Source organism: Microbacterium sp. JZ101 (assembly GCF_053903175.1).
In genome coordinates this window covers 666,283-685,965 of sequence record NZ_CP096400.1, presented here as the reverse complement: position 1 = coordinate 685,965, position 19,683 = coordinate 666,283, and the positions used below count along the sequence as shown (strand labels likewise).

At 70.8% G+C, this 19,683-nt stretch carries 14 protein-coding genes and 1 tRNA gene; 2 read left to right on the top strand and 13 right to left on the bottom strand.

Annotated elements, in window-relative coordinates:
- Nucleotide 1: 1 nt before the first annotated feature.
- The 8 genes from M1D56_RS03065 to M1D56_RS03030 all read right to left on the bottom strand — a co-directional run bounded on the left by M1D56_RS03065 (nt 2) and on the right by M1D56_RS03030 (nt 8,202).
- Nucleotides 2-868 (bottom strand): molybdopterin-dependent oxidoreductase, encoded by an 867-nt coding sequence (locus M1D56_RS03065; protein ID WP_456284655.1) that lies wholly within the window; start codon nt 866-868, stop codon nt 2-4.
- Nucleotides 865-1,464 carry a hypothetical protein gene (locus M1D56_RS03060; protein ID WP_456284654.1) on the bottom strand — a complete coding sequence of 200 codons (600 nt, stop codon included), beginning with the start codon at nt 1,462-1,464 and terminating at the stop codon, nt 865-867. The genes M1D56_RS03065 and M1D56_RS03060 overlap by 4 nt, the downstream gene beginning before the upstream one ends.
- Nucleotides 1,465-1,539: 75 nt before the next feature.
- Complete coding sequence (locus M1D56_RS03055) at nt 1,540-2,553, bottom strand: LacI family DNA-binding transcriptional regulator (protein ID WP_282978964.1); 1,014 nt, start codon at nt 2,551-2,553, stop codon at nt 1,540-1,542.
- 78 nt (nt 2,554-2,631) lie between these two features.
- Entirely contained in the window at nt 2,632-3,849 is a 1,218-nt protein-coding gene (locus M1D56_RS03050) for an endo-1,4-beta-xylanase (protein WP_456284653.1), read from the bottom strand.
- Nucleotides 3,846-4,529 carry a hypothetical protein gene (locus M1D56_RS03045; protein ID WP_456284652.1) on the bottom strand — a complete coding sequence of 228 codons (684 nt, stop codon included), beginning with the start codon at nt 4,527-4,529 and terminating at the stop codon, nt 3,846-3,848. The genes M1D56_RS03050 and M1D56_RS03045 overlap by 4 nt, the downstream gene beginning before the upstream one ends.
- A 3-nt stretch (nt 4,530-4,532) precedes the next feature.
- On the bottom strand, nt 4,533-5,447 hold the full coding sequence (locus M1D56_RS03040; RefSeq protein ID WP_416383275.1) for a carbohydrate ABC transporter permease: 915 nt from the start codon (nt 5,445-5,447) through the stop codon (nt 4,533-4,535).
- A complete protein-coding gene (locus M1D56_RS03035; protein WP_271173108.1) occupies nt 5,441-6,466 on the bottom strand; it encodes an ABC transporter permease in 1,026 nt (341 codons plus the stop codon). The genes M1D56_RS03040 and M1D56_RS03035 overlap by 7 nt, the downstream gene beginning before the upstream one ends.
- A gap of 62 nt (nt 6,467-6,528) precedes the next feature.
- Nucleotides 6,529-8,202, bottom strand: coding sequence for an ABC transporter substrate-binding protein (locus tag M1D56_RS03030; RefSeq protein ID WP_456284651.1), 1,674 nt, complete (start codon nt 8,200-8,202; stop codon nt 6,529-6,531).
- Nucleotides 8,203-8,396: 194 nt separating this feature from the next.
- Here M1D56_RS03030 and M1D56_RS03025 point away from each other — a divergent pair, with 194 nt between their 5' ends.
- Nucleotides 8,397-9,191, top strand: a complete 795-nt coding sequence (locus M1D56_RS03025) for a DNA/RNA non-specific endonuclease (protein ID WP_456284650.1) — start codon at nt 8,397-8,399, stop codon at nt 9,189-9,191.
- A gap of 31 nt (nt 9,192-9,222) precedes the next feature.
- On the opposite strand, the gene M1D56_RS03020 is transcribed toward M1D56_RS03025, so the two are convergent.
- The 3 genes from M1D56_RS03020 to M1D56_RS03010 are packed head-to-tail and all read right to left on the bottom strand — an operon-like array spanning nt 9,223 to nt 17,110.
- Entirely contained in the window at nt 9,223-10,680 is a 1,458-nt protein-coding gene (locus tag M1D56_RS03020) for an NAD-dependent epimerase/dehydratase family protein (RefSeq protein ID WP_456284649.1), read from the bottom strand.
- On the bottom strand, nt 10,677-15,746 hold the full coding sequence (locus tag M1D56_RS03015; RefSeq protein WP_456284648.1) for a family 78 glycoside hydrolase catalytic domain: 5,070 nt from the start codon (nt 15,744-15,746) through the stop codon (nt 10,677-10,679). Before M1D56_RS03015 ends, M1D56_RS03020 begins: the two co-directional genes overlap by 4 nt.
- 26 nt (nt 15,747-15,772) lie before the next feature.
- Entirely contained in the window at nt 15,773-17,110 is a 1,338-nt protein-coding gene (locus tag M1D56_RS03010) for an MFS transporter (protein ID WP_456284647.1), read from the bottom strand.
- 100 nt (nt 17,111-17,210) lie between these two features.
- On the opposite strand from M1D56_RS03010, the gene M1D56_RS03005 reads away from it, so the two are divergent.
- A complete protein-coding gene (locus tag M1D56_RS03005) occupies nt 17,211-18,203 on the top strand; it encodes a LacI family DNA-binding transcriptional regulator (RefSeq protein ID WP_456284646.1) in 993 nt (330 codons plus the stop codon).
- A gap of 275 nt (nt 18,204-18,478) precedes the next feature.
- Here the strand turns inward: M1D56_RS03005 and M1D56_RS03000 are convergent.
- Both M1D56_RS03000 and M1D56_RS02995 read right to left on the bottom strand, forming a co-directional pair.
- A tRNA-Ser gene (locus M1D56_RS03000) sits at nt 18,479-18,569 on the bottom strand.
- A gap of 45 nt (nt 18,570-18,614) precedes the next feature.
- The gene (locus M1D56_RS02995) at nt 18,615-19,655 is read right to left on the bottom strand and encodes an alpha-hydroxy acid oxidase (RefSeq protein WP_271173126.1); all 1,041 of its coding nucleotides are present in this window, start codon (nt 19,653-19,655) and stop codon (nt 18,615-18,617) included.
- Nucleotides 19,656-19,683 lie beyond the last annotated feature (28 nt).

The following is a 19,683-nucleotide window of genomic DNA, read 5'->3' as shown; positions in this document are numbered from 1 at the left end:
GTCAGCGCGCCGTGACGCGCACCGTGTGCCAGCCGGTCGCGCCGTCGGGGACGACCGGCGCGGCCTCCCCCGTCTGCACCTCGCCGTCCGCGCTCACGGCGCGGCAGCGGACGGTGTGCTCCCCGGGAGCGAGATCGGCCTCGGCGGACCACTGCACCCACGTGTCGTCGGAGATCGCCGTCGCGAGCTCGGCGTCCTGCCATGCGCCGTCGTCGACACTCACCTCCACGCGCGCGACCCCCACATGCTGCTGCCACGCGACGCCCGCGATGACGACCCGGCCCGCCGCGACAGCGCCGCTGCGCGGCACGTCGATGCGCGACTGCAGCTTGATCGGGCCGCGCTCGGACCATCCGCGATCCGTCCAGTACGCCCGCGCGCGATCGAAGCGCGTGACCTCCAGCTCGACCACCCACTTCGTCGCGGACACGTAGCCGTAGAGGCCGGGCACGACGAGCCGCGCGGGGAAGCCGTGCGCGAGCGGGAGGGGCTCGCCGTTCATCCCGACCGCGAGGATCGCGTTCCGCGCGTCGGTGAGCGCCTCGAGCGGCGTTCCCGCCGTGAAGCCGTCGACCGAGCGCGACAGCACCATGTCGGCATCGGGCTGCGGCGCCGCCCGCGCGAGGAGCTCGCGCACGGGATACCCCAGCCAGACGGCGTTGCCGATGAGATCGCCGCCGACGGGGTTCGACACGCACGCGAGCGTCGTGACCGACTCCTCGAGCGGCAGGGCCATGAGGTCGTCCCAGGTGAGCTCGTACTGATGGTCGACGAGGCCGTGGATGCGGAGCCTCCAGTCGGCGGGGGCGAGCTCGGGCACGACGAGGGCGGTGTCGATGCGGTAGAACGCGTCGTTCGGGGTGATCACGGGCGCGATCCCCTCGATGTCGAGGGACGCCGACGCGGGCACCGTCGCGCGCGTCGAGGCGCGCGGCAGCACGAGGGCGTCGCGGACACGGTGAGCAGGAGGAATCGCCGCCGCGAGAGCCCGTCGCCGCGCGGGCCTCCGCGGCGCGCCGGCACCAGGACGGCGAGGGCCGCCGCGGACAGGATCCCCGCGACGGCGGACGGGACCGCGGAGAGCGCGTCGGCGTCGGCCCGCGTGAGGGCGGCCGCGACACCGACCAGTCCGACCGCGAGGAGGGCGACGGCGCCCCAGGGCGGCCGCGCGCGCTGCAGCAGCCCGGCGCCGGCGCCGACCGCGGCGAGCACGAGCGCGATGCCGACGAGCAGGGCGACCTTGTCGGCGGTGCCGAACAGCGCGATCGCGAGGTCCTTGGCCCACGGCGGCGCGAGATCGATGAGCGCCGCGCCGACGACCGCGGTCGGCCGCGACGCCGGAGCCCACCATGCGGCGATGAGCTCGCCCAGGCCGGCGCCGAGGATCACGGCGGCCGCACCGGCTCCCGCCGCGCGTCGCCTCTGCCCGGCGTCCGCGGCGATGTCGCCCGCTCGTGTCGTCATCGCTCTCCCGCGATCGGAGCCGAGAAGCGGCTCGCTCCCATCATCGCGCGGATGCGGGCGCGGCGGGAGGGCGTCTCACGCCGGCGGGGCGGTCGACTCCCGGATGATGAGCTCGGTCCCGAGCTCGACCTTCTGCGACGCGAGGGGCTCGCCATCCGAGAGCGCGATGAGCATCTGCGTCGCGAGCGCGGCCATCTCGGCGAGCGGCTGGCGCACGGTCGTGAGCGACGGCGCGAGCCACGACGCGAGCGGCAGGTCGTCGTAGCCGACGACGGAGACGTCCTCGGGCACCCGCAGGCCGAGCTCGTGCGCCGCGCGGATGAACCCGAGTGCCTGCACGTCGGACCCCGCGAACACCGCGGTCGGCCGATCCGGTCGGCGCAGGAGCTCGAGCCCGTGCTCGTAGCCGCCCTCGACCTCGAAGGTGCCCCAGCGGACGAGCGACGGGTCGACGTCGAGCCCGATCTCGGTGTGCGCGCTGCGGAAGCCGTCGACACGAGCGCGCGAGCACAGCACGTTCTCCGGCCCCGAGATGATGGCGACGCGGCGATGCCCGAGCTCGATGAGGTGCCGCGTCGCGGCGAGGCCGCCGCTCCAGTTGTTCGACCCCACGGTGGGCACGCCGGCGGGAGTCTCGCCGTCGGTGTCGAGCACGACGAAGGGGATCGACCGGGCCATGAGCTGCCGCTGCTGCGTGTCGTCGAGGCGCGAGAGCACGAGGAGCACGCCGCGCGTGCCGCGGGCCGTGATGCTGTCGATCCACTCCTGCGGCGGGCGGTGGGAGCCGCCGAGCTCGCTGAGCACGACGCCGACGCGACGCGGCGCCGCCGCCTTCTCGACGCCGACGATGATCTCCTGCGCCCAGGAGCTGCCGAACTCGTGGAAGACGAGGTCGAGGAGCCCCGCGGTCTTCGTGGGGGACGCCGGCCCGACCGGCTTGCGGTAGTCGTGCCGCGCGAGGGCCTCCTCGACCCGGCGACGCGTCGCGGGGGCGACGTCGCTGCGCCCGTTGAGCACGCGCGAGACCGTGGGCACCGAGACGCCGACCTCTCTGGCGATCGTCGCGATCGTCGCGCCGCCTCGTGGCATCCGCACCCTCCCCGCCGAGACTTCCGGAACATCCTATGCCCGAGGATGCCGGGGCTCGCAGGCCCCGGCACCCTCGGATCAGCGCAGCTCGACCTCGGCGTCCGAGACGCCCGCGGCCGCCGAGAGCACGCCGCGCCGCCCGGCGGCGGTCACCTCGAACTCGCCCGCGAACGCCCGCAGCGGAAGCCGCCCGTCGGCGTCGGTCCGCACGGTCGTCGGCTCGAGCCACCACTCGCCGCGGACCAGATCGCGCAGCGCGTCGTACGCGGGCTTCGGCGAGCCGTCGCGGCGGATGAGGCCGCTCGGCGCGTTCAGCCACGCCGTGGCGTCGTCGAAGCCCCAGTAGGTGATGGCCGCGACCGACGGATGCTCGACGAGCGTGCGGTAGTGCCGCACGATCTCGTCGGCCTGCCGCTCCTCCCCTTCCGGGGTCGATGGCCAGTCCTCGACGACGTAGTCGTTGAGGTCGTCGATGTGCTTCGGCATGAGGTCGCCCGAGACGAGGGACGTCTCGGTCCAGTGCAGGGGCAGCCCGAAGCGCGCGAAGCGCTCGCAGATGGCGTGCACCTGCTCCTCGCCGCGGAAGCCCTGGTGCATGTGCGACTGCAGGCCGATCGCGTCGATGCGCACGCCCGCGTCGAGCACCTCCTCGATGAGCCGCTCGTAGTCGGGCCCGAGATCGAAGTCGTTGAGGACGAGCACCGCTTCGGGGTTGACCGCGCGCGCCTCGTCGACGGCCATCCGGATGAACTCCACGCGTCCGTGCTTCTCGCACAGGCGCGTGATGGCGTTGCGGATGCCGTCGGGCTCGTTCTCGAAGCGGGGCATGATCACGGCCTCGTTGACGACGTCCCACGTGTCGACGAGCCCCGCGAACGCGCTCACCTCGCGGCGGATGCGGCCGCGCAGGGCCGCCTCGGCCTCATCCAGCGGGAGGGCGTCGACCCAGGGCGCCTTGACCGTGTGCCAGACGAGCGGATGGCCCTTGAGCCGCACCCCGTGCCCGCTCAGCGCGCGCGCCTGCCGCGTCAGCTCGGCCTCCTTCGTCTGCCCGGGCTCCGGCTCGTAGCGCCCCCAGTAGAACTGCAGGGTCGCCGTGTCGAACAGGTCGAGCCAGCGCGCGAGCGGTCCCTCCCCCGGCACACCGGGAGCCGTGCATCCGAACCCGATCTCGTGGCGCAGCTGCGCCACGGTCACGTCGTGCTCGCGGAGGGGCTCCCCGTCGGCGCCGCGCACGAGCACGCTCGCGTCCACCTCGCGGTGGCGGTATCGGGAGGAGGTGAGGACATCGGTCATCGGGTGAATCTCGCTTTCACATCAGCTTCGACAGGACGGGAGACGCTGCGCAGGAGGAGCGCGAAGGCCCACGCGCACAGCAGGAGGACGGCTTCGGACGCGAGTGCCACGACCGCGGCCGCGACGATCGCGAGCGACGCGAACCCGAGGGTGGCGCGCCACTGGGAGAAGAGCTCGGCCGCCGCGATCCGGAGGGCGTCGCGCGTGCGGAACGAGAAGTACGCGGTCACGACGAGCAGGTGCCCCGACCAGAGCGCGAGCACCGCGAGCATCACGATCGCGACCGGACGCAGCACGGCGCCGCCGGGCGCGGCATCCGCTCCGGTCGCGTTCACGACGAGGATCGCGGCCGCCGCGAGGACGGGCGCCCACCAGAGCGCGACGTCCTTCGCGTTCCGCGCGAGCCCGCGCCACAGGGCGCGCGCGGGGCGGAGGTCGGGCGCCTCCGCCCACGCCCGCTGCGCGTAGAGCGCCGCCGAGAGAGCCGGCGCGACCGGGAGGAGCGCCACGACGTAGAGCGCCGGCGAGACGCCGTCGGCGAGGCCGAGCGCCATCCACGCGAGCAGGGTCGGCGCGCCCAGCAGCGCGAGGAACGCCGCGAGGACGATCCAGCGGTACACGACGGCCGTGGCCCGGGAGAGGACCCCGGTGCCCACCTCGTCGACGAGCTCGGCGGCCATCCGTCAGCCCTTCACCGAGCCGAGCATGACGCCCGAGACGAAGTAGCGCTGCACGAACGGGTACACGCAGAGGATCGGGATGACCGTGAGGATCATCGTGACCGACTGGATGTTCGCGTTGAGGTCGGCCGCGGTGCTGCCCACGGCCGCGCTCTCGCTCGCGGTCGTGGAGGCGCCCGCGATGAGGTTCCGCAGGAACAGCGTGACCGGGAAGAGCTCGTTCTTGTCGAGATACAGGAACGCGCTGAACCAGTCGTTCCAGAACGCGACCGAGTAGAACAGGATCATCGTCGCGATCACGGCCTTCGACAGCGGCAGGACGATGCGCGTGAAGATCCCGAACCATCCGAGCCCGTCGATCTGCGCGGCCTCCTCGAGCTCGTGCGGGAGGTTCTCGAAGAACGACTTCATCACGAGCAGGTTGAACACCGAGATCGCGCCGGGCAGCACGATCGCCCACATCGTGTTCTTCATGCCGAGCGACGAGATGAGCACGTAGTTCGGCACCAGGCCGCCGTTGAAGAACATCGTGAACACGGCGATGCCGATGAGCAGACGGCGCCCGCGGAGGTGGTGCTTCGAGAGGACGTACGCGTACGACGTCGTCAGCGCCATCGCGATCGCCGTGCCGACGACCGTGTAGAGCACGGTGTTGCCGTAGTTGCGCCAGAACATCCCGTTGCCGATCACGGCCGCGTAGGTGTCGACGTTGAAGTCGACGGGCCAGAAGCTCACCTGCCCGGCCTTGATCGCGCCCGACGAGCTGAACGACTGCGCGAGCACCGTGATGAACGGATAGAGCATCGCGAGGCACACGAGGATGAGCAGGCCCGTGTTCACGACCGTGAACACGCGGTACCCGACGGAGTCGCGATTGCCGACCGTGCGGGACGGCGCCCGCTGAGCAAGAGTTACCACAGGCTCGTTCCCACCATTCGCCGGGACAGGTAGTTCGCGCCGAGGACCATCACGAGGCCGATGAGGGCCTGGAAGAGTCCGATCGCGGCGGCGTAGCTGAGGTTGTTCGACACGAGGCCGACGCGGTACAGGTACGTCGAGATGACGTCTCCCGTCGAGTACGTCAGCGGGTTGTAGAGGAGCAGCACCTTCTCGAACCCGACGTTGAGGAACGACCCGATGTTGAGGATGAGCAGCGTGATCATCGTCGGCCGGATGCCCGGGAGCGTCACGTGCCAGATCTGCTGCAGCCGGTTGGCGCCGTCGATGCGCGCGGCCTCGTAGAGCGACTCGTCGATCGTCGTGAGCGCCGCGAGGTAGAGGATGGTCCCCCATCCGACGGTCTGCCACGCCTCGGACCCGACGTAGACGGCGCGGAACCACTCCGGCCGCTGCAGGAACGGGATGGCCTCGCCGCCCATCGCGGTGATGATCTGGTTGACCGTGCCCTGCAGCGACAGCAGCTGCATGACCATGCCGACGACGATGACGACCGACAGGAAGTGCGGCAGGTACGAGATCGACTGCACGACGCGCTTGAACGCGCGCTTGCGCACCTCGTTGAGCATGAGGGCGAGGATGATCGGCAGCGGGAAGCACACGAGGAGGGTGAGGCCGCCGAGGATGGCCGTGTTCGCGAACACCTGCCAGAAGGCCGGGTCCTTGATGAACATCTCGACGTAGCGGAAGCCGACCCACTCCTCGCCGAGGATGCTCCCGCCGGGGCGGAACCGGCGGAACGCGATGACGTTGCCGATCATGGGGCCGTAGCGGAAGATCGCGAAGAAGATCAGGGGCAGCAGGGCGAGGGCGTAGAGCTGCCAGTCCCGCCGCAGCGCGGTGCGCCAGGGCGTCCGGCCGCGTCGCCCTGAGCGGCCGCGGGGCCCGCCCGCGGTCGTGATCACGCGGGTCGTCGTCGCGCCCGGCGGAGCGGAGGACGGGTCTGCGGCGAGCGCCGCACCCGTGGTCGTGGAGGTCATGTCGTCATCCCTTCGACGGGTTCCGGGTCGCCGCCGCGCGCGCGGCGGCGACCCGGAGTGCGTCAGCCGTTCTGTTCCGCGAAGCGCTCGCGCGCGCCGTCGATGAGATCGACATAGGTCTGCAGGCCGGCGGCCTCCAGCTCCGCGACGTACGCGTCCCACTCGGAGAGGTCGCGGTCGCCGAGGATGAACTGCAGCGTCGCGGTGCGGACCGCGTCAGAGAGCGGTGTCGACAGGAGCGACGCCTGCTCGAGCTCGGCCTCGTCGAGCGGGGCGGGCGGGTTCGGGTCGCGCGGCGTGCGCGTCGACAGGACGGTGTCGATGTACTCGACGAACTGCGGTGCGTTGTACGACTCCTTGAGCTCTCGCGACTCGGTCGATCCCGCGAGCACGTCGTTGCCCCATCCGAGATCCTTCTTGATGTCGGTCGCGCCGTCGGGGTTGATGTTGAAGTCGTCGTACGAGAACTCGGGCTTCAGGGTGATCGTGCCGTCGGCCGCCTTGTCGTAGGTCTCTCCCTCGACGCCCCAGCGGAGCAGCTCGCGCGCCTCCGGGTTGTAGTAGAGCCAGTCGAGGAACTGCAGCGTCGCGATGAAGTTCGGCGACTCCGCGATGTCGGCGCTCAGCATGAACCCGTTCCAGAAGTTGCGCGGCTCGACGACCATGCCCGCCTCTCCGCCCGGGGGCGCGAGCTGGACCAGCTCGTAGTCGGTCACGCCGGCCGCGTCGAGGGCCGCCGCGAACTCGTTCACCGTGCCGTTCGAGCCGGAGGCGGCGAAGACCTGGTTGTTCGCGATCTTCTCCGCGACGTTCGCCGCGCCGCCGCCCGCATCGGCCGCCGTGAACGACTCGGTGTCGAGCAGGTCGGCCTCGACGAGCCCGTGGAAGTACTCGACCATCGAGCGGTAGCCCTCGGACGTGCCGGCGTACTCGAGCTCGCCCTTCTCCTCGTTCCAGATCGTGCCGTCGCCGAAGCCCCATCCGGCCTGCGTGCCGAACGCGTGGGCCGCGTAGTTGAGCATCGACTGGCCCTCGAAGCCGTCGGCCAGGGGCTTCGAGTCGGGGTACTTCTCCTTGATGAGCTCGAGGCCCGTGCGGAGGTCCTCCCAGGTCTCGGGCGCCGGAGCGCCGACCTCGTCGAACAAGTCCTTGCGGATGATGAGCGTGAAGACCGGGACCGAGACCTCCTGCAGGCCCGGCAGCATGTAGTACTTGCCGTCGGACTGCTTGAGCCGCTCGACCATCGCGCCGAGGTCCCACTCCTCGACGTACTTCTGGAAGTTCGGCATGTACTCGACGTAGTCGCTGATGGGGAGGACGGCGCCCGACGAGACGAACGGCTCCTCCTCGCCCGTGTAGACGAGCGGGATGACCGTGGGGGCGTCGCCGGCCGAGATCAGCAGGCTGCGCTTCTCGGTCGCGTCGCTGAATGGGATGTGGGTGAGGTCGATCGAGACGCCTGTCCGCTCCTCGATGACGTCGAAGATCTGCCAGTCGTCGGTGACCGGCACCTCGGGCCAGTCGGTCCAGAGCATCGAGAGGTCGAACGGCTCCGTCGCCGTGAACTGCTCGTCGGCGGCGAAGTCCTCCATCGCCCCGACCGACTGCGCATCGACATCGACTTCGGCGGCGTCTCCGCCCTCTGCCGTGCAGGCGCTCGTCGCGACGAGGCCGGCCACCACCCCCGCTGCTGCGACTGCGCGGACCCACGTTGTCCGGCGCGTGGAACGAACCATGATTCTCCTCTTCGAGATCGGCTGCTGTGCTCGCGGCTCCGAAACTTTCGGAAGCAACTTCGAGACTTTCTGAAGAGTAGGGCGGGCCCGAAACGTTGTCAATAGCCACAATTAGCGCGAGGGAGGAGCCCGCCTCGAGCATCCGGCGTGACCCAGGCGTCGACAGTGTCCGGGGTCCGCGCGAGACTGCTCGCGTGACCTCAGACGGCTATGCGTCCGACTTCCTCGACATCGATCTCCCCCTTCCCGCGCCCGATCCGGCTCGCGCCATCCGCGAGCTGGCCTATCCGCGGTTCTCCGTCCTCCTCGACACCGATCGCCGGCTGGCGGCGGTCACCGCCGTGAACATCGACGGCGCTCAGCTGCAGGATCTGCGCCGCAGCGGCGAGTGGCGCCTCGATCCGCGCGTGCCCGAGCGTGAGCAGACCGGGCCCGCGGTGTATGCCGGCAACGACCTCGATCGCGGGCACCTCGTCCGCCGCCGAGACCCGGGCTGGGGCTCGGTGAACGACGCGCGCGCCGCGATGGAGGCGACGTTCTTCTACACGAACGCCGCGCCCCAGGCCGCGGGCTTCAACCAGTCGAAGGAGCTCTGGCTCGGCCTCGAGGACCACGTGCTCGCGTACGCCGAGACGACCGATCAGCGTCTTTCGGTCTTCACCGCCCCGGTGCTCGATGGCGACGACCCGCCCTATCGCGGCATCCGGGTGCCGCTGCGCTTCTGGAAGATCGCCGCGTGGCGCACGGACAGCGGGCTCGCGGCGACCGGCTTCGTGCTCGACCAGACCGACCTCGTCGACACGAGCGGGGGCCGGTTCGCGACGCCGCCGCTCGGCGCGTTCCGCACGTTCCAGGTGCCGATCGCCGACATCGCCGAGCTCGCGGAGCTCGACCTCGGGCTGCTGCAGACCGCCGACGTGCTCGATCGCCCCGAGGTGCGGGCGAGCGGATGGCGCGCGCTGAGCTCGCGGGAGGACGTCATCGTGTGAGCAGAGAGGGCTGAGCAGGTGCGATGAGGGTTCAGACCGGCGTCGGGCGGGGCACCGCCAGGCCGGGCTCCACCACCTGGCGGAGGAACAGGTTCTCCTCCGCCTGGCGCTCATAGCTCGAGGGGTCTCGCGTGCACTCGGGGCACCAGTGGCCCCCGCGGAGAATCAGCCTCGGACTCCCCGCGAAGACGTGTCCGAGCGCGCATCGCCAGATGAGCGGAGTCGCCGCGTCGCCGACGGAGGCGTCGCCGAGCAGCTCACCGCCGCGGAAGGCGGCAGCTTCGCGGTAGTCGCCGGCATCCCACTCCGCCGACGGCTTCGACTCGTCATACCCGTGGTCCAGGAACGCAGGAGTCCTCGAGGGTGCGGGCGGGATGAATGTCCCCCAGCCGCCGATCCGCTCCCACCTCTCCCATGAGCCGAAATGGGCGGACACCTCCTCGATGTTCCGCGTGCGCACGGCGGCCATCGTGCCCCGCGGCCGGCGAGTGAGGGGGCGCATCACCAGGTTCTTGACGATCCACGACGGCACCCGTCCCGCCGACCGAACGGAGCGGGGCGCGGACCTGATCGCACGCTCGAGGGCCTCGGCGAACGTGTCGCGACGAAAGGGCACGAGCGCGTCGAGCCGGTCGCTGTCTGTGTACCACTGGCCATGGAAGTTCTGGAGCGCGAACCAGTTGCGGTCATACCAGCGTCGGATGTCGGCAACGCCCATCGCCGCGCCGAGCGCCGTCTGCAGCTCCCAGTTGGTCAGACGCCACCCCTCCCCGCCCCCGATGTTGTAGATGCCTCCCCAGAGCTCCTCGGGCACATCGGACGCCGAGATGCCCACGAGCAGCCGCGCCGCGTCCTCGACCGAGACCCACTCCATGACCCCGCCGAACGGAGAGTGGGTCATGATCGGGTCCCTGATCTCCAGCATCGCGGGGTGGAAGATGCCGGTCTGCCGGAGCCACGCCCAGCGGGGCAGACCCGAGTCGATGAGGAGGCGCTCCGCGACGATCTTCGTCTGGCCGTACTCGTCGAACTGAGAGACCCGCAGGGGATCTCCCACCCGACCCCAGTGCACCGGCTCCTGGCGGTCGCCTGTCTGGGCGACGGAGCCGATCCCCACCACCGCGATCGATCCAGGGTCGTCCTGCGCGCGGACGGCCCGGATGATGTTCTGCATCGACCCGATGTTCACGCGCCGGGCGAGCGCGGGCTTCTCGTCGGCAGCGGGCGAGACCACCGCGCCGACATGAAGCACGACGTCGACTCCGGTGACCGCGGCGAGCACGTCGTCGTACCGGACGAGGTCGCCCCACACGACCTGCAGATTCGGCATATCGCGGAACTCGTCGAGCACGCTCCGATCGGCGGCATTCGGCAGCGCGAACGCACGGACCGTCAGCTCGGGGTGCTCGCGGAACGCGCGGAGCGTCGCTCGCCCCCAGTTCCCGGTGGCGCCCGTGAGGAGGACGGTGCGGGGCGGACGAGGGCTCACGACTCGAGCTCCTCGACGTCGAGACGACAGCTGAGGGCGATGAGCTGGTCGAGCGCGTCGTCGGAGATCTCCACACCGGGGAACCGCGCGAACTGCGCCATCGGCATCGACTCGACCATCCGCAGCATGTCTGCACTGTCTTCGGCGGCGGCTCTCTGCTCGGCGGTGGCCTCGGACACCATGGCCTGCATGAGCGCCGGGCCGACGACGGGGTGGCCGAACCAGTCCCCGACCGTTGATTCCAGGCTCAGAGGCGCCGGCCGGTCGACATCGCCGTCGAGAGTGACGGTCGCCGCGGTCGTGATGTCCGCGGACGATCGGCCGATCTCGACGCGATACTCGCCCGGCTCGACCTGCCAGCGTTCGCGCTGCGTGTCCCAGTAGGCGAACGCCCGCCTGTCGAGGGCCACCTCCACCGTCCGGGTCTCGCCCGGCTCGAGATGCACCTTGCGGAAGGCCGCGAGCTCGCGGACCGGGCGACGCACCGGTGCGGGCGCGGGCGCGACGTAGACCTGGACGACCTCCGCCCCGGCTGCCTGCCCCGTGTTGCGGACGGCGACTCGCACGACTGCCGCGTCCGGGCCCGTGACGGCGAGTTCGACGACGTCGTGAGCGAACGTCGTGTACGACAGGCCATGCCCGAACGGGTACCGAACCGGCCGGTCGGCCGTGGCGTAGTACCGGTAGCCGACGAAGACCCCTTCGCCGTATCGGACGACCTCGTTCTCGCCGGGGAAGTTGAGGTACGACGGGGTGTCCTGCAGCCGGAGCGGGATGGACTCGGCCAGTCGGCCGGAGGGGTTCACCGCCCCCGTCAGCACGTCGGCGAGAGCCCCGCCGACGGCCTGGCCCAGCGCCCATCCCTCGACGATCGCGTCCACGGAGTCATGCCACGGCTCCAGTGAGACGACGCCGCCGTTGGAGAGCACAACGACGGTGCGACGCGCACGGCCGGCCACAGCGTGGATGAGGGCCACATGCTCTTGTGGCAGGTCGATCGTCGAACGATCGAAGCCCTCTGACTGCTCCTTCTCGGAGAGCCCGACGAACACCACGGCCACGTCGGCGGCAGCAGCCGCTTCTGCGGCCTCCGCACGCAGCTGCGCCGGATCTCCGTCGTCCGCATAGCCCGGGGCGAACGAGACGCTCGTCTCTCCGAGCGCGACCCGCAGCTCGTCGAACGGGATGTCGAGACGCGTCGGCGTGACATGCGAGCTGCCGCCGCCCTGAAACTGCGGCTCGACCGCGAGGGTGCCGATGACGGCGACCTTCTGGCCCTCGCGCAGGGGCAGGGTCTGGTCCTCATTGCGCAGCAGCACCACGCCCGCCGCCGCAGCGCGCCGCGCCAGCGCGTGGTGCGCCTCCGTGTCGAATGCGGACGGCTCGTCTGGCAGCCGCGTTCGGTCGACGAGCGCGGCCACGCGCGCGGCGGCCTGTTCGACGACGGCCCGGTCGAGCCGGCCGTCGCGCACAGCCCGGAGGATCGCCTCCGTACCCTCGTCGCCGGTGCCGGGCATCTCGAGATCCAGCCCCGCGCGGAGGGCCTCGACCCGGTCCTTGATGGCACCCCAGTCTGAGACCACGAGACCGTCGAAGCCCCACTCGTCGCGGAGGAGCTCGGTCAGCAGCCAGCGGTTCTCCGACGCGAAGACGCCGTTGATCGCGTTGTACGCGCTCATCACCGACGTCGGCCGGGCCTCCGTCACCACGCGCTCGAACGCGGGGAGGTAGATCTCGCGCAGCGTCCGCTGGTCGGCTTCCACGCTGACGCGCATGCGCCCGGTCTCCTGGTTGTTCGCGGCGAAGTGCTTCACCGACGTGCCGACGCCGGTGGACTGCACCCCACGGACGTACTCCGTGGCGAGCATCCCCGTGAGCAGCGGATCCTCCGACAGGTACTCGAAGGTGCGGCCGCCGAGCGGGGATCGCTTGATGTTGATCGCCGGCCCGAGGATCATGTTCACGTTCAGCGCGCGAGCCTCCTCGCCCAGTGCCACCCCGACCTCGCGCATCAGCTCCGGGTCCCATGTCGAGCCCATCGCGACCCCGGGCGGGAAGCACGTGGCGGGCAGGGACTCGTTGAAGCCGAGGCTGTCGACCGCACCGTCCTGCCGACGCACGCCGTGCGGTCCGTCGACCATGATCATCGACGGCACTCCGGCGGCTTCCCGCGTCGACCAGAAGTCGCGGCCGGACAGCAGCATGGCCTTCTCCTGCAGGTCCGAGTCCGCCGCGATCGGCGCGGGGGCGGTGAACACGTCGGCGGGAATCGGCTCGCCGGCGTTCAGGGCGGCGAATCCGCGTTCGAGGTCGGCGAGCACCCCCACCGGGTCGGGGAGCATCCCCGTGATCTGCCGCGGTGTGAGGTCTTCCTGGCCCCGGAGCCCGCCGGACATGTGGTCGGCGGCGCCCGGCACCCACTTGCCGATGACGCCCTTGAGCACATCGAGTGCGGGCTTGTGGTCGACGATGTCGCCCATCCGCGAGTCGACCGTGTACACCCGCGCGACCTCGGCATCCACCTCGAACGGCTCTTGCCAGTGGTGCTCACCCGCGGCGACCTCGAACGCTCTGCCCGAGGGGAGGACGACCTCGGCCCTCACTCCCACCGGGATCGTGGCGGAGACCAGGATCCCGCCATCGCGGAGCTCCCAGCCCGCCGAGGCGATTCCGTATGGCGTGTGCAGGGTCGCCGAAGCGGAGCTCAGGCCGCGACGCGGCGGCTGCGGGGCGATGCGAAGCCGCCGGTATCCGGGAGCGGCGGCCGCGAGCCCGGCCACGACGCGGTGCATCCAGTCGGCCACCGCGCCGAACGCGTAGTGGTTGAAGGACGTCATCCCGCTGGGATTGACGCTCCCGTCCGGCAGGAGCGAGTCCCACCGCTCCCAGATCGTCGTGGCTCCCTGTTCGACCGTGTACAGCCATGAGGGCGCCTCGGTCTGCAGCAGCAGTCGGTACGCCGTGTCGGCGTGCCCGTTCGCGCTGAGCGCATCGGTGAGGATCGGCGTGCCGATGAAGCCCGTCGGGATCCGGTACCCGTTGCCCGCGACGATCTCCGCGAGACGGTCGGCGGCGTGGCGACGCTCATCGGCGTCGTGGATGAGATCGAACGTCAGGGCGAGGGAGTACGCGGTCGCGGAGTCGGACAGCAGGCGCCCGGAGCGCGAGACGTACTCGCGGTGGAAGGCCGCCTTCACCTCGCTCGCCAGCGCGCCATACCGTTCGGCGTCCGCAGAGCGCCCAAGCAGCGCCGCCGCGTCCGCGACGATCCGGGCGGAGCGCGCGAAGTAGGCGGTGGCCACGATCTCGGGGTAGGTCTGGGCCTGTTCGGGGCGGTCGGCCGGCGCGGTCGGGTCGAGCCAGTCGCCGAACTGGAATCCCGCGCTCCAGATCCGGTCAGGGCCGGCAGCGGCGGTGACCTCGTCGACCCACGCGGCCATGCTCTCGAACTGCGTCTCGAGCACTCCGATGTCGCCGTAGGCCTGGTACAGGGTCCACGGCACGACGGTGGCGGCATCGGCCCAGCCCGCCGTCGGGCCTGTGTAGCCGGTGACGATCGCGGGGACGACCATGGTCGTGCCGCCGTACTTCCTCTGCTCTGCCGCGAGATCCTTCAGCCACGACACCAGGAAGCCGGCCGAGTCGTAGAGGTAGGTCGCGGTGGGCGCGAACACCTGCAGGTCGCCCGTCCACCCCAATCGCTCATCGCGCTGAGGACAGTCTGTCGGGACGTCGACGAAGTTGCCCCTCATCCCCCATACGACGTTCTCGTGGAGGCGGTTCACGAGCGGATGGTCGGTCTCGAACCATCCCGTGCGCTGCATGTCGGAGTGCAGCACCTCGGCTGTCACGGCCTCCGGGTCGATCGGGCCGGGCCAGCCGGTGACCTCGGCGTACCGGAACCCGTGGAACGTGAAGCGCGGCGACCAGCTCTCGGTGCCGACCCCGGCGAGCGTGTAGCTGTCTGTCGCCTTCGCTCCGCGCAGCGGCGCGACCGCGAGCTCGCCGCCTTCGAGGACCTCGGCATGGCGAAGGGTGACGCGGGTGCCCGCTTCACCCTCGACGGTGAGACGCAGTCTGCCGACGAGGTTCTGCCCGAAGTCCAGGATGGTCGCTCCCGACGGCGAGGTGAGCACCCGCTGCACGGGGATCCTCTCCACGACTCGGACAGGAGGCCCGTCGGGCGCCGAGAGCTCGACCTCGCCGAGCGGGCGCACGGCGACGGGAGTCCAGCCGTCCGTCGCGGCGTCAACCGTCGACCACGCGGGATCGAAGTCGCGCGCGTCGTAGTCCTCGCCGTTGTACAGATCCGCGGCGTGTATCGGTCCCCTTCCCGCGACCCAGTCCGTCCCGGAGGCGACAGTCTGCCGGGTGCCGTCCGCGTAGTGGACCTCCAGCTGGACCATAACGCCGAGGTGGTCGCCGTAGAGGGCCCGCTTGCCACCCCACCCGAGGTAGCCGCGCCACCATCCATCCGCCAGCCACGCGCCGATGGCGTTCTCGCCGCCCCGCACGAGACCGGTGACGTCGTACGTGGTGTATCGGAGCCGCGACTCGTAGGCGGTCCATCCCGGCGCGAGCTCGTCGTCGCCGACCCGGTGTCCGTTCAGTTCCAGCTGGAACAGCCCGTGGGCGGTGGCATAGACCCTGGCCCGCACCACCTCGCTGTCCGAGCGGGTCCGGAAGGCCCCGCGCACCAGGGGTGAAGCGACGGCGGAATCGGCGGGCCCGACCATCTGCGCGGACCAGTCAGACCGCTCCAGCAGTCCGGCCTCGACGCACGCCCATGCGGACCAGTCACTGGCGGAACCGTCCGTGTCGACCACTCGGACGCGGATCTCCCTGCGCTCGCGCGACGTCAAGGGCTCGAACGGCCACGGCACGAGAACCGAGTCCGGGCTGTCGACGCGCACACTCGCACCGTCGCGCTGCTGCACCTCGTAGGCCGACTGCGACCAGTCGGCGGGCGCGTCGGTGACGACCCAGGAGAGACGGGGCCGGGGCTGGCCGATTCCGAGGGCGTTCGAGGAGTGCTCGAAGCGGATGGGACTGAGGGTGAGCGACATCGCGTGGAGCTTTCTGAGAGGAGGGATCAGCGAACGGAGCGGATGCGGAGGACGGCGATGCCGGCCAGGAGCACCGAGACAGCGGCGACGATGAACAGCAGCGTGTAGTTGCGGTCGCCGCCCTCCGCCCCGATGAGGAGGATCCCGGACGCGGCGAGCGGCGCGATCGACTGGGGGATCGACGTGGCGAACCCGGTGATCCCCATGAACCGGCCGGCGTCGGTCTCGCGCTCGGGAAGCACGTCCAGAAGCAGCGCCTGGTCGACCGCGGCGAAGAGCCCGAGTCCGACGGACGTCACCAGCGAACCGGCGACGAGAACAGCGAGGTCGGGAGCGTATGCCTGTGCCAGCATCCCGCCGGCCATGATGAGCCCCCCGACCAGCACGAACAGCCGGCGCCGCTTCAGCCGGTCGGAGAGGAACCCCCCGCCGATCGCGCCCAGTGTCACGGCGAGCACTCCGGCCATGCTGAGGGATGCCATGATCCCCGCGACCGATTCCACGGCGATGCCGAGGCGGTCGGCGAAGAAGAACGCCGTGTAGGTCGTGTTCAGCGTGATGCCGGTGTAGAAGAGGAACCTGCCCAGCCAGTTCCACGAGAAATCGGGGTGCCTGCGCGGGTTGTAGAGGTACTTCGAGAGCAGCTGGAGGACCGTGATCGGGTCCTTCGGCAGGCCTCGGCTGTCGTCCTCGTGCACGAGCGTGACGAACAGCACGACGAAGACGACTCCGACCGCGCCCGGCACGAGGAAGAGCAGCAGCGGGTCGCCCGTGAAGAACTGGGCGAGGATCACACCGAACACGGGCGCGATCTGCGTGGCGAAACTGGTCAGCCCCGCGACCTTGCCGCGCTGGGATTCCGGCAGGCGGTCCGCTGTGGAGATCTGGAGGTTGCTCAGCGCCGTACCCCATCCCCATTGCGCGAGGATCCAGCCGAGCCCGACGACGAGCACGTTCGGGGCGAGCGCCATGACCACCAGCGACGCGACGCCCACGACCATGCCGCCGATCATGAAGGGGCGTCGCCGCCCGAGAGGAGTCCGCGTCCGGTCGCTCCACACGCCCATGAACGGCGCGGTGAGCATCACGAACAGCGCACCGGCGCCCGTGATGTAGCCCAGGTACTCCGGATGACCGGGCGCGAGCGTGTTCACACGGATCGTGAGCGAGATCGCCAGCGGGGTGATGAAGGCCATGAAGACGCCGAACTGCGCCAGCACCATGAACCAGATGTAGCGAGGGCCGACCTTCGGCAGTTCGGGAGCGGAGCGCGCTGCTCCTTCGAGCTCCACGGCGTTCGCCGTGGGAGAGGGAGTGGACGCCGGAAGCGGCGTGACGAGGGGCTCGTCGTTCGTCGGGGTCATCGGAAGACTCCATTGTCTGAGGGGAAACTAGCGCGTGCTAGTGGTTGATCCAGGATGCTACGGTAGGTGCACTAGCGCGCGCAAGTCCAAAGGAGAGCGAATGGCGACAACCGCACCGAAGCGAGTCACCGCCGCGGACGTCGCGCGTTCACTCGGCCTCTCGCGCGCCACCGTCGGCTTCGTTCTGAACAACACGCCGGGTCAGACCATCCCGGAAGCGACCCGTGCGCGCGTGCTCGAGGAGGCGAACCGTCTGGGATACCGCGCGAACACCGCGGCGCGGGCGCTGGCCAGCGGGAAGAGCCGGATTATCCTCCTCGTGCTGCCGGACTGGCCGCTCGACCACAGCATGCGGACCCACCTCGACGAGGCGTCCCTCGCGCTGGACGAGGCGGGGTACTCCCTCGTGACGATGACTCCGCACCCCGGGGGCCAGGCACGCCCGCTCTGGGAGACGCTCCGGCCGGATGTCGTCATCGGCCTGGCGCCGTTCACGCCGGAGCAGCTCGCCGAGATCCGGGCGAGCGGCGTCGACCAGATCATCCCTCCGTTTCCCGGCGGCGATGAGGCTGCCGAAGGAGGTCTCGGCTTCGCCGACGGGCCGCGTCTGCAGGTCGAGCACCTGCTGTCGCGCGGGCGCCGGCGCGTGGCCTTCGCGGCCTCGGCCGACCCACGACTCGCAGACCTCGTGATGCAGCGCCGCGACCTCGCGTCCCGCACGCTGCACTCGCTGACGAGATCGGGGTTCGTCGCCGACTCCCCCATCACCGAGGCCAACGCCGCGGAGGAGCTTGCCCGCTGGATGGATCTGGGCGTCGACGGCATCGTCGCCTACAACGATGACATCGCGGCGACGGTCCTGGGCGCCGCCGTCCGCTCGCACATCAGCGTGCCGGATCGGCTCGCCATCATCGGCCACGACGACACGCCGCTCGCGCGCCTCGTCGTGCCGGCCCTGTCGACCGTGCGTCTCGACAACGCCGGACTCGGCCGCTACCTCGCCGCACTCGCCCTCAGCGCTGCCACGGGATCGACGCCGCCGGCCGCCGGGCCCGAGACGGACGCGCACCTCGTGGAGCGGGAGACGACCTAGGGCCACAGCCACGGGCGCACGATCCTCGAAACGACGAATCCCCTCAAGGCCGAGCAGGCGCAGCACTACTCGGCCTTGCGCTTGTCAAAGACGAGCAGCACTCGGCCGCGCTCAGCCGCTTCATGATCCGGACGGAGTCGGTGGCGTCGTCGCAGATCGAGCGGATCACCGCGTTCTACGACCACCCGGCCATGGGCGCCGCCGAGATCGACCGCCGATCGGGTTCCTCAGAGCAGTGAACGACGAAACCCCCTCGCAAAGGAGGGGGTTTCGGGTGGCGGTGACGGTGGGATTTGAACCCACGGTAGGGGGTTACCCTACACAACTTTTCGAGAGTTGCACCTTCGGCCGCTCGGACACGTCACCGCGGACAAGCTTAGGACAACTGCGCCCCAGACGCGAATCGAGCGTTCACCATCCCGTCACCCGGGCGAGTCGCGCCGCGCTCGCCTCGGCGCCCGTCGCAACCCCGGCCTGGAGCAGCGCGAGCCGCAGCTCGTCGGCCATCCCGTCGAGCAGCCGCGCGACGCCATCCGCTCCGTCCGCCGCGAGCGCCCACCAGGCCGGGCGCCCGACGAAGACGGCCCGCGCACCGAGAGCCAGGGCCGCCAGCACGTGACGCCCGTCGCGGATGCCGCTGTCGACGGACACCTCGGCGTCCGCGCCGACCGCCTCGACCACCTCGCCGAGCGCGTCGACCGCCGAGATCGAGCCGGCGAGTCGCCGGTGCCCGTGCGTCGAGACGACGACGCCCGCCGCGCCGGCATCGACCGCACGACGCGCGTCGTCGCCGCGCAGCACGCCCTTCACGACGACCGGCAGGCCGGTCACGTCGCGCAGTCGGGCGATGTCATCGAGGCCCGGATTGCGCGCCGGGCGGTCGCCGAGCAGGGCGCGCTCGTCGGCCGTGAGGTTGGCGAGCCGCGCGCGAGCCGGCCCCTCCGGCCAGTTCACCGGCTCGACGTGCGGCTCGACGCGCAGCGCCGTGAGCTCGACGGTGAGCAGGATCGCCGCGGCCCCGGCCTCCGCCGCGCGCTCGGCGAGCGCCCAGGTCAGAGCGGGCTCGGCGAGCAGATACGTCTGGAACCACCACGGCGCCCCCTGCTCGGCGATGCGCGCGAACGGGATCGCCGTGTTCGTCGAGACGCCGATCAGGGTGCCCGACGCCGCGGCCGCGCGCGCCATCTCGATCTCGCCGTCGGGATGCGCCGCGACCTGCTGCGCCATCGGCGCGAGGAGGATCGGATGGTCGACCGGCGTTCCGAGAACGGTCGTCGCGACCTGAGCATCCAGCTCGCCGCGGAGGGCGGCCGGACGGAACCGCACGGCATCCCAGCGGTCCGCCTCGGCCTCGCTCGAGCCATCCGCCGTCGCCGCGACGTAGTCGAACACGTGCGCGGGCAGCAGCGCCCGCGCGCGCTCGCGCAGCCGCTCGATCTCCGCACGGGTCATCCGCTCACCGTACCCGCGACGCGCGCTC